We start from the raw sequence: 14,243 nt of genomic DNA, 5'->3' as shown, positions 1-14,243 counted from the left end.
GTCGACCAGAGAGAACAACAACGATGGAACACGAGCGCGCGCCGCAGGCCGCTCCCAAGACCGGGATCTTCCGAACCAAATCGGTCGAACAGTCCATCCGCGACACCGACGATCCTGATACCAAGCTCCGAAAGGAACTCACCTCCTGGGATCTGACGGTCTTCGGGGTAGCCGTGGTCATCGGCGCGGGAATCTTCACTCTCACGGCCAGGACCGCCGGAAATGTCGCTGGGCCGTCGGTGTCCCTGGCGTTCGTGCTTGCTGCGATCGCGTGCGGTCTTGCTGCGCTCTGCTATGCGGAGTTCGCGTCGACGGTTCCTGTCGCGGGAAGCGCGTACACGTTTTCCTATGCCACCTTCGGCGAGTTCATCGCCTGGATCATCGGCTGGGACCTCGTTCTCGAGTTCGCCCTCGCGGCGTCCGTCGTCGCGAAGGGTTGGTCGCTCTATCTTGGCGAGGTGCTCGGCGCGTCGTCGCCCGTCGTGACGATCGGGTCGATCGATGTCGATTGGGGAGCGTTCCTCATCGTCGTGATCATCACCGTGTTGTTGGCCAGCGGCACCAAGCTGTCCTCACGCGTGTCGCTCGTGATCACTGCGATCAAGGTGGCAGTGGTGTTGCTCGTCGTCGTGGTCGGGGCGTTCTACATCAAGGCCGAGAACTACTCCCCGTATGTCCCTCCTGCCCAGGAAGGGTCGACCGGGGAGGGTATCCACCAGTCTCTTCTCTCGTACGTGACCGGTGCAGGTGGCAGCACGTTCGGCTGGTACGGCCTGCTGGCAGCCGCGAGCTTGGTGTTCTTCGCGTTCATCGGATTCGACGTCGTCGCCACCACGGCCGAGGAGGCCAAGGAGCCGCAGAAGGCGCTTCCTCGGGGGATCCTGGGTTCACTCGCCATCGTGACGGTTCTGTACGTCGCAGTGACGCTGGTCTTGACCGGCATGGTCAACTACACCGAACTCGGAGGTGACAGCTCGACGTTGGCGACGGCATTCGAACTCAATGGTCTCACCTGGGCGAAGAACGTCATCTCCTTCGGTGCGCTCGCGGGCCTGACCACCGTGGTGATGGTTCTGATGCTCGGCCAGACGCGGGTGCTGTTCGCGATGTCCCGAGACGGACTCATGCCACGCGGACTTGCGCACACGGGCAAGCGCGGAACCCCGGTTCGAATCACAGTGATCGTCGGCGTCGTCGTCGCCGTGCTTGCTGCCTTCTTCCCGATCGGACTGCTCGAAGAAATGGTGAACATCGGCACGCTGTTCGCCTTCGTGCTCGTGTCGATCGGAGTGGTCGTGTTGCGCAAAACCCGGCCTGATCTCCCGCGTGGATTCAAGGTTCCGCTGATGCCCCTCATCCCCATACTCGCTGTTGTGTCGTGTCTGTGGCTGATGGTGAACCTGTCTGTCGAGACGTGGCTTCGGTTCATCGCCTGGATGGCCATCGGCGTGCTCGTCTACTTCGTGTACAGCAAACGCAATGTCGAAAAACTGCTGCTCGAGAGGGAGAAAGCGGCTTCTCGGGAGTAGCATCCGGATTCGAAGGCCTGTTGCTCGAAAGCGGCCTGCTGTACTCTTCGAGAACAAACCTCGAGTTCTTTTAAGGGGATGGTCTTCGATGAAACGCGCCGGGCGCGCGTCCGCAACGGCGGACAAGCACGCCGGTGGCGGCGTGTCGGGGGACGCGGCCGCCATGCACTCCACGTTCGACTCGACCCGTGTTCGGGGACGGCGGCGAACCGGCAAGCGGCCGCTATGGCTTCTCGGCTTGTTGGCACCGGCATCGGCGCTGCTTCCCTCGCAGCTGGTCATGTGGACGGGAGTGCCGATCTTCTGGTGGAGCGGGGTCATGGTCTTCTTCATGATCATTCCGCTCATCGACCTTCTGGCCGGCGAGGACGGAGACAATCCGTCCGACTCGGACGTCGAGGATATGCAGGAGGATCGCTTCTACCGGTGGTGCACGTATCTGTTCCTGCCTGTGCAGTTCGTGACCCTGCTGGTCGCGTGTTGGATGTGGGCGTTCGGCGGATTGACCGTGATCGACAAGATCGGCCTCGCTGTCACTGTCGGTCTGGTGGCAGGAACCGGAATCAACGCGGCCCACGAGCTCGGCCATCGAATCGAGGAACACGAGCGCTGGCTGGCGAAAGTCGCGTTGACGCAGACCATGTACGGGCACTTCTTCGTCGAGCACAACAGGGGACATCACGTTCGTGTGGCAACGCCGGACGACCCCGCCAGTGCGCGGATAGGCGAAAACCTGTGGATGTTCCTACCGCGGAGCGTGTTCGGCGGACTTCGATCGGCGTGGGGGTTGGAGATGCAACGGCTCGATCGCCGCGGCATCCGGTGGTGGAGCATCCGCAACAATCTGCTGCATGCCTGGGCAATGAGCGCACTGTTGTTCGGCGCCTTGGCTCTGGTGTTCGGCGCCGAGATTCTGCCGTACCTCGTCCTGCAGGCGGTCGTGGGCGTGTTCCTGCTCGAAACGGTCAATTACATCGAGCATTACGGATTGCTCCGTGAGAAGAACGAGCGCGGGCGCTTCGTGAAATGCTCCCCGCGCCACAGCTGGAACAGCGACAGGTTGTGCACCAATATATTTCTCTACCATCTGCAGCGGCACAGCGATCACCATGCGAACCCCGGTAAGCGCTATCAGACGCTGCGCAGCTGCGACGAGGCGCCACAGCTCCCGGCGGGCTACGCGTCGATGGTGCTGATAGCCGCAGTTCCGCCGCTGTGGCGACGCGTGATGGACCACCGAGTGCTCTCGCACTACGACGGCGACATTTCTCGCGCCAACATCTCCCCGCGGCGGCGTCGACACGTCCTGGCGAAGTACGGTCCTGCGAAAGGGATCTCTCGGGCATCGTGCGAGAGTGCGAGACGAGAATTCGAGCGCGCGTGCAGGTAGCCCGGAGCCGATCCTCAGCGACCCGATAGCCTGGTGCAGGAATTCGACGCACAACAGGAGAGGCAAGATGACGACCTCAGTATCGCCGGACGATCGTTCGGCAACAGGATCGGCACTCACCGCAGACAATCGGGGTGGAATCGACTTCAAGGTCGCAGATCTGTCGCTCGCGGAGTTCGGTCGCAAGGAGATCCGCCTCGCCGAGCACGAGATGCCCGGGCTGATCGCACTTCGTCGTGAATACGCAGAGGTTCTGCCTCTCAAGGGTGCTCGCGTCTCCGGTTCGCTTCACATGACGGTTCAGACCGCCGTCCTCATCGAAACGCTCGTTGCGCTCGGCGCCGAGGTTCGATGGGCGTCGTGCAACATCTTCTCGACCCAGGACCACGCGGCTGCAGCAGTCGTCGTCGGCCCGCACGGCACCGAGGACGAGCCCAAGGGCGTACCGGTCTTCGCGTGGAAGGGCGAAACCCTCGAGGAGTACTGGTGGGCGGCCGAGCAGATGCTCACGTGGCCCACAGGTGCCGATGGAACTTCCAGGCCGGCGAACATGATCCTCGACGACGGTGGCGACGCCACGATGCTGGTACTGCGCGGCGCGCAGTTCGAGAAGGCCGGCGTCGTACCGCCGACCGACGACGACCACGACTCGGACGAGTACAAGGTGTTTCTCGGCCTGTTGCGTCGTTCGCTCGCGGAGTCGAAGTCCAAGTGGACCGAGATCGCAACGGCGATCAAGGGCGTTACCGAGGAGACCACGACCGGCGTCCTGCGTCTGTACCAGTTCGCTGCAGCGGGTGAACTTACGTTCCCGGCCATCAACGTCAACGACTCGGTCACCAAGAGCAAGTTCGACAACAAGTACGGCACACGGCATTCGCTGATCGACGGCATCAACCGCGGCACCGACGTGCTGATCGGCGGCAAGGCTGTTCTGGTCTGCGGCTACGGTGACGTCGGCAAGGGGTGCGCCGAGGCACTGAAGGGCCAGGGCGCACGCGTCACGGTCACCGAGGCGGACCCGATCAACGCGCTGCAGGCGCTCATGGACGGCTTCGACGTGCGGACTGTCGAGGAGTTCATCGACAAGGCCGACATCGTCATCACCTCGACCGGCAACCTCGGCATCATCACCTTCGACCACATGAAGCGGATGAAGCACCAGGCGATCCTCGGCAACATCGGTCACTTCGACAACGAGATCGACATGGCCGGACTGGAGAAGGCCAAGGGCGTCACGCGAATCAACATCAAGCCGCAGGTCGACGAATTCCAGTTCCCCGACGGTCACTCGATCATCGTGTTGTCGGAAGGCCGTCTGCTCAACCTGGGCAACGCCACCGGACACCCGTCGTTCGTGATGAGCAACAGCTTCTCCAACCAGGTCATCGCGCAGATCGAACTGTGGACCAAGCCGGACGAGTACGACAACGAGGTGTACCGACTTCCGAAGCATCTCGACGAGAAGGTCGCGCGCATTCACGTCGAGGCACTCGGTGGAACCATCACCAAGCTCACCAAGGAGCAGGCCGAGTACATCGGTGTCGACGTCGAGGGCCCATACAAGCCCGAGCACTACCGCTACTGATTCGGCGCAGGCAGCCGCAGTGGGCACTCTGATAGTCATCGAGGGGGTCGACGGCGCGGGCAAGAACACGCTCGCCCGTCGACTCTTTTCGGCGTGGGAACGCGAGGATCTGGCGGTCGTACGGGTCGGATTTCCGCGGTACGACCACTCGGTTCATGCGGACCTGGCCGCCGAGGCCTTGCGCGGGGAGCATGGCGACACCGCGGAAAGCGTGCACGCGATGGCGCTACTGTTCGCGCTGGATCGAAGGGATGCGGCCCGAGATATTCGAAAGATGCTCTCTCGCAACGATATCGTGCTTCTGGATAGATATGTGGCCTCGAATGCGGCCTACACCGCCGCGCGGCTCGAGCAGTCCGCCGACGGCGAGGCGGTCGAATGGATCAAGGCTCTCGAATTCGACAGGTTCGGCGTGCCCGTGCCCGATGTGCAGATTCTGCTCGACGTTCCCGTGGAGCTGGCGGCCGAGCGTGCAGCCTCCCGTGAGGTCGCCGATGTATCCCGAATCCGAGATGTCTACGAACGTGACAGCTCTCTGCAGAGCCGGACCTCAGCGGTGTACGGACAACTCGCGGCATCGAACTGGGTTTCGCCATGGCGCATCGTTTCCGCGGACGTGGATCCGGATCGACTCGCCGCCGACGTGTTCAATCAGCCACCTGACGCCGGGAAAGTGACAACATAGGACCATGAAGCCTCGGATTCTTGTAGTCGACGACGATTCGGCTCTGGCCGAAATGTTGACCATCGTCCTTCGCGGCGAGGGTTTCGAACCGTTCGTGGTCGGAGACGGGACGCAGGCGCTGGCCGCAGTCCGCGAGAACCGACCGGACCTGGTTCTCCTCGACCTCATGCTCCCTGGCATGAACGGTATCGACGTGTGTCGCGTGCTGCGCGCGGACTCGGGCGTTCCGATCGTCATGTTGACGGCGAAGACCGACACCGTGGATGTGGTCCTCGGTCTCGAATCCGGTGCGGACGACTACATCATGAAGCCGTTCAAGCCCAAGGAACTCGTCGCCCGCGTGCGAGCTCGTCTGCGTCGTACCGAGGACGAACCAGCCGAGTTGCTGTCGATAGCCGACATCATCATCGATGTGCCGGCCCACAAGGTCAGTCGCGGTGACGAGCTGGTGTCCTTGACGCCTCTGGAATTCGATCTCCTCGTCGCTCTCGCACGTAAGCCTCGTCAAGTGTTCACCCGCGAGGTATTGCTCGAGCAGGTGTGGGGCTACCGTCATGCCGCCGACACCCGCCTGGTGAACGTTCACGTGCAGCGGCTGCGCGCGAAGGTCGAAAAGGACCCGGAGAATCCCGAGGTGGTGTTGACCGTGAGGGGGGTCGGCTACAAGGCCGGACCACCGTGATCTGGTTCACCCGATCGCGGCGTCGAATCAATGGAACGTTCACGCCGCTCCTGCGCTGGTTCAGGGCCCTCGGTGCGTCCGTAGGCCACGCCTGGCGCAGGTCTCTACAGCTCAGAGTCGTCGTATCGACACTGACGCTTTCTCTGGTCGTCATCGTTATCCTCGGAGCCGTGTTGACCGGTCAGATCACCGACCGGCTACTCGAGGCCAAGATCACCGCAGCCACCGAGGAGCTGGAGCGCTCGCGGACCACCGTCGAAGGTGCATTGGCGGGAGCCGAGGAGACGACCGGCCTGAACGCCAGGCTCGAACGTGCGCGTGCGCAGCTGACCAGCCGCGATGTCGACGCAGGTCAGACCTCCGGGTCGGCAGGTACGTTCGATCCAGTGTTGATCGTGAAGGGGGACAGCGTTCGAGCCGACTCGTCGATCGGCCCGGCAAGCCAGATACCCGACAGTCTTCGAAACTTCGTGCAGGAAGGTCTGATCAGCTGGCAGTACGCCACGGTGACCGACGCCGAGCAAGGTGATTACACCGGCCCGGCGATCATTTTCGGTACCCCGACAGCATCGGACGTCGCCGATCTGGAGTTGTACCTCGTGTTTCCACTCGGCAGCGAGGAACGAACGTTGTCGCTGGTGCGCGGGACCCTCCTGATCGGCGCCATCGTGCTACTGGTCCTGTTGGCTGCCATCTCGATGCTCGTGGCACGACAGGTGGTTCTGCCGATCCGGTCGGCATCGCGCATCGCAGTGCGGTTCGCGGATGGGCGACTCAAGGAACGGATGCCGGTCAGAGGCGAGGACGACATGGCGAGGTTGGCCATGTCGTTCAACGAGATGGCCGAGAGTCTGTCGAAACAGATCACGCAGCTGGAAGAGTTCGGCAGTCTTCAGCGTCGGTTCACCTCGGATGTCAGTCACGAGCTGCGAACGCCGTTGACGACGGTCCGGATGGCGGCGGATCTCATTCACGACGGCAGCGCGGATCTCGATCCGGCGCTGAAGCGTTCCTCCGAACTGTTGGTCAACGAACTCGACAGATTCGAGACGCTCCTGGGCGATCTACTGGAGATCAGCCGACACGACGCAGGCGTCGCCGAGTTGGCGGCGGAACAGCTCGACCTGAGGATGTGCGCACGGGCGGCAGTGTCGACGGTTCGACATCTGGCGCGGGAGAGCGCGACGGAAGTGATCGTCGACATGCCGGATCACGCGGTCATCGCCGAGGTCGACCCACGACGCGTCGAACGGATCCTCCGAAATCTCCTGGCCAATGCCCTCGATCACGGAGAAGGACGACCCGTGCTGATCCGACTGCGTGCCAACGCGGACGCGGCTGCATTCGTCGTCCGCGACCAGGGAATCGGACTGCGGCCGGGTGAAGAGAAGCTCGTGTTCAATCGTTTCTGGCGTTCGGACCCGTCGAGGGTGCGCAGATCGGGCGGTACCGGCCTCGGTCTCGCCATCAGTGTCGAAGATGCGCGTCTGCACGACGGAAAATTGGAGGCGTGGGGTGCAGTAGGGGAAGGCGCATGCTTCCGGCTGACGTTGCCTCTGGTGCGTGGCCACAAGGTGATCGGCAGCCCACTTCCGCTCAAGCCGAGCACCAGACGGTACACGCAGGGTCAGCCCCTTCCTGCCTCTCCGGAGCGAACGGACGGGTCGGCAGCGGTCGATCCGTCGAACACCTCGTCTCGGCCCGAGACGCCTGCTTCCGCGGCGATCGAGTCAGCCAAGGCACATGTGCACGATGGGGGTGGTCAGTGATGACTCGAAGCCGCCGTATCTCCGTGACCGGTGTACTGCTCGTCATGGCGTTGTCGACCGGGTGTGCCAGCCTTCCCGAGTCGTCCAGTCCGCAGGCGATCGGGTCGCTCACTGCAGGCGCGGCGTCGACCACTCCACCTCCGCCGGCGGCCGGACGCGAACCGGACCTGCTGCTTCGCGATTTCGTCACGGCCAGTGCGAGTTCGGCCAATCGCCATCAAGCTGCACGTCAGTTTCTGACCAGCGCTGCGTCGAGCTCGTGGGACGACGGCGCGAAGACGGTCATCGCCGACAAGATCGATTTGCTGACCGGTCCGCGAACCGACACCGAGGCTCAGTTCACGCTGCGGTCGAACACGGTCGGTTTACTGGCTCCCGGCGGCGACTACCAGGCGGGTGCGGGCACCGTCGACTCCAACATTCGAATGGTCCAGGTCGACGGGGAGTGGAGGATCGACGAGCTGCCGCCCGGTGTTGTGGTCGATCGTTCCCAGTTCTTCAGCGCCTACCAGCGCAAATCGTTGTTCTTCGTCGATCCGCTCGGCGCCGCGCTGGTTCCCGATGTTCGGTGGGTGAGCGGCGGCGCCGACCAGATGGCCAATCAACTCGTGCAGCTGCTGATCGACGGCCCCAAGCCGACGCTCGCGCCTGCGGTATCGAACGAACTGACCAAGGACGTCGGTGTCAGGGGGCCGATCACCAAGGCAGACGGACGAACCACTCAGGTCGGCATCGGAACTGGCGGAGTGAAGATCGATTTCGGCGGTCTGCAGGCGGTCGATGCGAAGAACCGCGAGCTTCTTGCCGCGCAGGTCGTATGGACGCTGGCGTCCGCGGACATTTCCGGGCCGTACGTGTTGCTTGCAGACGGCCAGCCGATCGATACCGACAAACCGGACGGGTGGACGACGGCAGACGTCGGTTCGCTCGATCCGCTGGCATCACCGGAAACCGACGTCGGCCTGCACGCCTTGGTGAACGGTCGACTCGTCTCCGTCGGGGACAGCAGCACGACGCCGGTGCCGGGCTACTTCGGGACCGTTCAGAATCTCAGGAGCGCGGCGTTGTCCACCGACGGAACGCTCGTCGCCGGCGTAGCCGATACGGGCCGACCCGCACCGGAGCCGTCGTCGACGCTGATGATCGGCGGATACGACAGCGGGGCATTCCCGGTCGCCGAGGGACAGTCGATCACGAGACCCACGTGGGGAGTGGACAACAACGCGGCTTGGGCAGTCATCGACGGCATCAACGTGATTCGCGCCTCCCGTGATCCCGCCAACGGTCAGGTTTCGGTGCTGCCCGTGGATGCAGGCGCCGTCACTGCTCTGGGTTCACGCATCACAGATCTCCGGCTGTCTCGTGATGGTGTCCGAGCGGCGATGATCGTCGACGGGCTCGTCTACGTCGCCACGGTGGTCCGCCAGGCCAACGGTACGTACTCGCTGGTTTCGCCGAAGGCCGTCGCGAACGGATTGGGCAGCGACGCCCTCGCGCTCGACTGGAGCACCGGAGACGCGGTCGTCGTGGTTCGCATCGCCACGGACGTTCCGGTCGTGCAGGTCACCACAGACGGTTCTCGTCTCGACGCGCTGCCCAGTCGTAACCTGACGGCCCCGGTGCTGTCGGTCGATGCGACGACCACCACGGAATACGTCGCCGATTCGCGCGCGGTATTCCAACTGAACAACAACGATCCCGCCGGTGATCGCTACTGGCGTGAGGTGTCAGGGTTGGCCGGGGTGAAAGCGACGCCGGTGCTGCCGGGCTGAAACGAGTGTCGTGTTCGTGTCCGACCTGTAGTCGATACTTCCTGTCCATGGCTGGTCTGCTGGCAGGGGTGTTGGATCTGGCGCTACCCCGCGAATGTGGTGGCTGCGACGTTGTGGGCACGTCGTGGTGTGGCCGGTGCGACGACGAACTCTCTCGCGCCCCACTGTCGCTGCGCCCGCGGGTGGATCCGGGAGTGCCTTGTTGGGCACTCGGGCCGTACTCGGGTCCGCGTCGAGGTGCGGTCCTCGCTCTCAAAGAGCGTAATCGACACGACCTGGCACGCCCGCTCGGTGCCGCACTCGCCGGCGCGGTTCGGACGTTACGCATGCTCGGGCACATCGATCCACCGGAACTCGGGCGCCTCGTGTTGGTGCCTGCGCCTACTCGAGTCCGCGCGGCTCGAAGCCGCGGCGGCGATCCGGTTCGGCGATTCGCGTCGGCCGCCGCCGAGTCACTGGAGCCCGAATTCGTGTCGGTACCGTCGGTGCTGCGGATGGGTAGGGGAGTGCGCGATTCCGTCGGACTCGGGGCGGCGGCGCGTGCAGAAAACGTTGCCGGGCACGTCCAGTTCGTGCGCCCGTCCCGTCGCCGGCGCGAGCCCAACGGCGACGCCGGCCCCGCGTCGGAACCGACGGTTCTGCTTGTCGACGACGTGTTGACTACTGGCGCTACCGCAAGCGAATCAGTGTGTGTGCTCGCCGAATTCGGGATTCGTGTAGACGGTGTCGTGGTGATCGCCGCGGTGTGACCGTGGGATCGTCGGCACGCAACGCTGCCAATTCGGTGTGAACAGTGGCAGACGAGCGGATGACAGACTAACGTCGCGAATACGACCGGTGCAGCGAGAAAGTGACTGCCGAGGTGCGATGCGACTTCTCGTACGTGGAGGTGATGCGGCTGAACGTGATGCCGGTTGGTTCCCCACCTGGCATGAGCAATTGCCACGTCGCACCGGCGGCGTGGCCGATATCGGGAGGTACGCGTGACGACCCCTTCACAAGCTTCGGTTTTCTTCGACGACAAACCCTCGGACGAGTCCAGCGGCACCAATGCCGACGTAGTGGTCAAAGGCCGCAATGTCGAGATCCCGGACCATTTCCGGGTCTACGTATCCGAAAAACTCGCCAGGCTCGAACGATTCGACCCTTCCATCTACCTGTTCGACGTCGAACTCCAGCACGAACGAAATCGCCGCCAGGCCAAGGCATGTCAACGAGTCGAGATCACGGCTAAAGGTAAAGGTCCCGTGGTTCGAGCCGAGGCATCCGCGGACAGCTTCTACGCTGCGCTCGAGTCCGTGACCTCCAAATTGGAGAGCAGGCTGCGGCGAACCAAGGACCGGCGCAGAGTCCACTACGGCGAGAAGACCCCGGTGTCTGTCGCCGAGGCAACCGCGGAACTCGCCGAGGACGACAGTCTTGCGCTCGATCCCGACACGAAGCTCGACGCGTTCGAAGAAGAACCGAAGGGCCCCGGCCAGATCGTCCGTACCAAAATCCACTCCGCGGCGCCGATGAGCGTCGACGATGCTCTGTACGAGATGGAGCTCGTCGGTCACGATTTCTTCCTCTTTCACGACGCCGCCAGTGACCGACCGTCGGTCGTGTACCGACGGCACGCATTCGACTACGGACTGATCAGACTGACCTGACCGTCGTCGATCGTTCCCGTCGGCGGCAGTCCGACACACCACATCAAAGCGGACCCGACTTGGAAAACACCAGGTCGGGTCCGCTTTCGTGAGAGCGCCGCCCGCGATGCGACCCGACGGTGACGTGGTGGGCCTACTACGTGTCGGGGAGCAACGCCTACCATGGACGCGTCGGGTCGGCTCCTGACGCCGTCGGCGTCGGGTAGTTGCCCGGCGACATGCTGTGTTGCCTACTGTCACCTGTTTTCCGTAACCGAGGATCGAGGACGAAAAAGCCCGTGCCTTCGCTGTCGTTTTCCAAGCTGCTCCGTGTTGGTGAAGGTCGCATGGTCAAGCGACTCAAGAACATCGCTGACCATGTGTCCACCCTGTCTCCGGACGTCGAGGGCTTGTCCGACGAAGCTCTCCGAGCCAAGACCGCAGAGTTCAAAGAGCGCTATTCGAAAGGCGAGTCGCTCGACGATCTCCTGCCGGAAGCGTTCGCGGTTGCGCGAGAGGCGTCGTGGCGGGTTCTGTCACAGCGGCACTTCGACGTGCAGGTCATGGGCGGAGCAGCGCTCCACTTCGGCAATATCGCCGAGATGAAGACAGGTGAGGGCAAGACCCTCACCTGCGTTTTGCCCGCATACCTCAACGCCCTCTCCGGTGGCGGTGTACACGTGGTCACGGTCAACGACTACCTGGCCAAGCGTGACTCCGAGTGGATGGGACGCGTGCACCGGTTCCTCGGCCTCGAAGTCGATGTGATCCTTTCCGGAATGACCCCCGCCGAGCGTCGCACCGCGTACGCCGCTGACATCACGTATGGAACCAACAACGAGTTCGGTTTCGACTACCTTCGCGACAACATGACGCACTCGCTGGACGATCTGGTTCAGCGCGGTCACAATTTCGCTGTCGTCGACGAGGTCGACTCGATCCTGATCGACGAGGCTCGTACTCCGCTCATCATTTCCGGACCGGCCGACGCGTCGTCCAAGTGGTACGGCGAGTTCGCCCGCATCGTGCCGATGCTGAAGAGCGATGTTCATTACGAGGTCGACATCCGAAAGCGGACCATCGGCGTGCACGAAGCCGGCGTCGAGTTCGTCGAGGACCAACTCGGTATCGACAATCTGTACGAGGCCGCGAATTCACCGTTGGTCAACTACCTCAACAACGCCATCAAGGCGAAAGAGTTGTACACGAAGGACAAGGACTACATCGTTCGCGACGGTGAGGTCATCATCGTGGACGAGTTCACCGGACGCATCCTCGTCGGGCGCCGCTACAACGAGGGCATGCACCAGGCGATCGAGGCCAAGGAAAAGGTCGAGATCAAAGCCGAGAACCAGACGCTGGCGACGATCACGCTACAGAACTACTTCCGGCTCTACGACAAGCTGTCGGGGATGACCGGTACTGCTCAGACCGAGGCCGCCGAACTGCACCAGATCTACGGATTGGGTGTCATCCCGATCCCGACCAATCGCCCGATGGTACGTGTCGACAACGGCGACCTCATCTACAAGACCGAGGAAGCCAAGTTCGACGCCGTCGTCGACGACGTCGTAGAGCGGCACAGCAAGGGCCAGCCGGTGCTGATCGGTACCACCAGTGTCGAGCGCTCGGAGTACCTGTCCAAGCAGTTCACCAAGCGCGGTGTCGTGCACAGCGTTCTGAATGCAAAGTTCCACGAGCAGGAAGCGACTATCGTCGCCGAGGCGGGTCGTCTCGGCGCCGTGACAGTGGCGACGAACATGGCCGGTCGCGGGACCGACGTCGTACTCGGTGGTAACCCCGACATCCTCACAGACCTTCAGCTCCGGAAGAAGGGCCTCGACCCGGTCGAGACTCCCGAGGACTACCAAGAAGCGTGGGAGTCGACGCTCGAGACGGTGCAGTCGCAAGTCAAGGCCGATGCCGAGACCGTGCGCGATGCAGGCGGGCTGTACGTGCTCGGGACCGAGAGACACGATTCGCGGCGTATCGACAACCAGCTCCGAGGTCGTTCCGGTCGTCAGGGTGATCCGGGCGAGTCTCGTTTCTACCTGTCGCTCGGAGACGAGCTGATGCGTCGGTTCAACGGTGGCGCGTTGGAGTCGATCATGACGCGTCTCAATCTGCCCGACGATGTGCCCATCGAAGCCAAGATGGTGTCCAAGGCGATCAAGAGTGCGCAGACGCAGGTCGAGCAGCAGAACTTCGAGATTCGTAAGAACGTTCTCAAGTACGACGAGGTGATGAACCAGCAGCGCACGGTCATCTACGAGGAGCGTCGCCGCATCCTCGAGGGAGCCGACATGGAGGGCCAGGTCGAGGGCATGATCACCGATGTGATCACCGCCTACGTCAACGGTGCCACCGCTGAGGGCTACGTGGAGGACTGGGATCTCGAGCAGTTGTGGACCGCGCTGAAGACGCTCTACCCGGTCGGTCTCGACCACAAGGAGCTCTCGCACGAGAACGAGTTCGGCGAGAAGAGTGATCTCAGTCGCGAGGAACTCCTCGAAGCACTGCTGGCCGATGCTCGCGCTGCATATGCCAAGCGCGAGAAGAGCATCGAGGAAGTGGCCGGTGACAACGGCATGCGTGAGCTCGAACGCCGAGTGTTGCTGTCGGTCCTCGACCGCAAGTGGCGCGAGCACCTGTACGAGATGGACTACTTGAAGGAGGGAATCGGCTTGCGCGCGATGGCGCAGCGCGATCCTCTTGTGGAGTACCAGCGTGAGGGTTACGACATGTTCCAGGGCATGTTGGAGGGACTGAAGGAAGAGTCCGTTGGCTTCCTCTTCAACCTGCAGGTAGAGGCAACCCCGGCTCCTGCCGGACCAGCAGTGGGCGCCGGCCTCGCGGTAGCACCCGGCCTCGCTTCCCCCGTTGGGTCACAGTCACCCCAGTCGGCAGCACCCCAGTCGGCAGCACCCCAGCCCGCACAGAAGACCGTGCCGAAGCAGGAAGCACCTGCCCCGGTGCCGAGTGCTCTACGAGCCAAGGGGTTGGACGAGCGGACCGAGGAGCGCCTGACGTTCTCGGGACCGGACGAGGACGGAGGGACCGCCGTGCAGCGCAGCGGTCGGCCGTCGACCGGGAGCGATGCGGGGCAGCAGGGGACACGCAGGGAGCGCCGAGAAGCCGCTCGGGCCCAGACGAAGACCCCCAAGTCGTCACGGTCCAAGAAGAGGCGCTAGCGCCAC

Annotated in this window: 10 protein-coding genes; all 10 read left to right on the top strand. The window is 63.2% G+C overall.

Annotated elements, in window-relative coordinates; genetic code table 11:
• The first annotated feature begins 23 nt into the window (after window positions 1-23).
• The 10 genes from ACODSO_RS09640 to secA all read left to right on the top strand — a co-directional run bounded on the left by ACODSO_RS09640 (window position 24) and on the right by secA (window position 14,237).
• The gene (locus ACODSO_RS09640; protein WP_489036684.1) at window positions 24-1,529 is read left to right on the top strand and encodes an amino acid permease; all 1,506 of its coding nucleotides are present in this window, start codon (window positions 24-26) and stop codon (window positions 1,527-1,529) included.
• A gap of 88 nt (window positions 1,530-1,617) precedes the next feature.
• Window positions 1,618-2,919: an alkane 1-monooxygenase gene (locus ACODSO_RS09635; RefSeq protein ID WP_489036683.1), complete on the top strand. Its 1,302-nt coding sequence runs from the start codon at window positions 1,618-1,620 to the stop codon at window positions 2,917-2,919.
• A 67-nt stretch (window positions 2,920-2,986) separates the two neighbouring features.
• Window positions 2,987-4,507, top strand: a complete 1,521-nt coding sequence (gene ahcY, locus ACODSO_RS09630) for an adenosylhomocysteinase (RefSeq protein WP_489036682.1) — start codon at window positions 2,987-2,989, stop codon at window positions 4,505-4,507.
• Window positions 4,508-4,526: 19 nt separating this feature from the next.
• Complete coding sequence (locus ACODSO_RS09625) at window positions 4,527-5,192, top strand: dTMP kinase (RefSeq protein WP_489036681.1); 666 nt, start codon at window positions 4,527-4,529, stop codon at window positions 5,190-5,192.
• Window positions 5,193-5,196: 4 nt separating this feature from the next.
• A complete protein-coding gene (mtrA, locus tag ACODSO_RS09620) occupies window positions 5,197-5,874 on the top strand; it encodes an MtrAB system response regulator MtrA (RefSeq protein ID WP_068369022.1) in 678 nt (225 codons plus the stop codon).
• Entirely contained in the window at window positions 5,871-7,643 is a 1,773-nt protein-coding gene (gene mtrB, locus ACODSO_RS09615) for an MtrAB system histidine kinase MtrB (protein ID WP_489036679.1), read from the top strand. The genes mtrA and mtrB overlap by 4 nt, the downstream gene beginning before the upstream one ends.
• On the top strand, window positions 7,643-9,415 hold the full coding sequence (gene lpqB, locus ACODSO_RS09610) for an MtrAB system accessory lipoprotein LpqB (RefSeq protein ID WP_489036677.1): 1,773 nt from the start codon (window positions 7,643-7,645) through the stop codon (window positions 9,413-9,415). The genes mtrB and lpqB overlap by 1 nt, the downstream gene beginning before the upstream one ends.
• Before the next feature lie 47 nt (window positions 9,416-9,462).
• Window positions 9,463-10,164 (top strand): ComF family protein, encoded by a 702-nt coding sequence (locus tag ACODSO_RS09605; protein ID WP_489036675.1) that lies wholly within the window; start codon window positions 9,463-9,465, stop codon window positions 10,162-10,164.
• Window positions 10,165-10,398: 234 nt separating this feature from the next.
• Complete coding sequence (gene hpf, locus ACODSO_RS09600) at window positions 10,399-11,067, top strand: ribosome hibernation-promoting factor, HPF/YfiA family (RefSeq protein ID WP_489036674.1); 669 nt, start codon at window positions 10,399-10,401, stop codon at window positions 11,065-11,067.
• 278 nt (window positions 11,068-11,345) lie between these two features.
• Window positions 11,346-14,237, top strand: a complete 2,892-nt coding sequence (secA, locus tag ACODSO_RS09595; protein WP_489036673.1) for a preprotein translocase subunit SecA — start codon at window positions 11,346-11,348, stop codon at window positions 14,235-14,237.
• The last annotated feature ends 6 nt before the right edge of the window (window positions 14,238-14,243 follow it).

It is taken from the genome of Rhodococcus sp. FG69 (genome assembly GCF_057808915.1).
The sequence above is the reverse complement of the archived record's forward strand: the minus strand, read 5'-3'. Positions and strand labels throughout refer to the sequence as shown.

Bases quoted from the DNA above. Each gene is read 5' to 3' on its own strand.
- lpqB (WP_489036677.1), top strand. From the start codon at position 7,643: ATGACTCGAAGCCGCCGTATCTCCGTGACCGGTGTACTGCTCGTCATG.
- ACODSO_RS09605 (WP_489036675.1), top strand. From the start codon at position 9,463: ATGGCTGGTCTGCTGGCAGGGGTGTTGGATCTGGCGCTACCCCGCGAA.
- mtrA (WP_068369022.1), top strand. From the start codon at position 5,197: ATGAAGCCTCGGATTCTTGTAGTCGACGACGATTCGGCTCTGGCCGAA.
- ACODSO_RS09635 (WP_489036683.1), top strand. From the start codon at position 1,618: ATGAAACGCGCCGGGCGCGCGTCCGCAACGGCGGACAAGCACGCCGGT.
- ahcY (WP_489036682.1), top strand. From the start codon at position 2,987: ATGACGACCTCAGTATCGCCGGACGATCGTTCGGCAACAGGATCGGCA.
- ACODSO_RS09640 (WP_489036684.1), top strand. From the start codon at position 24: ATGGAACACGAGCGCGCGCCGCAGGCCGCTCCCAAGACCGGGATCTTC.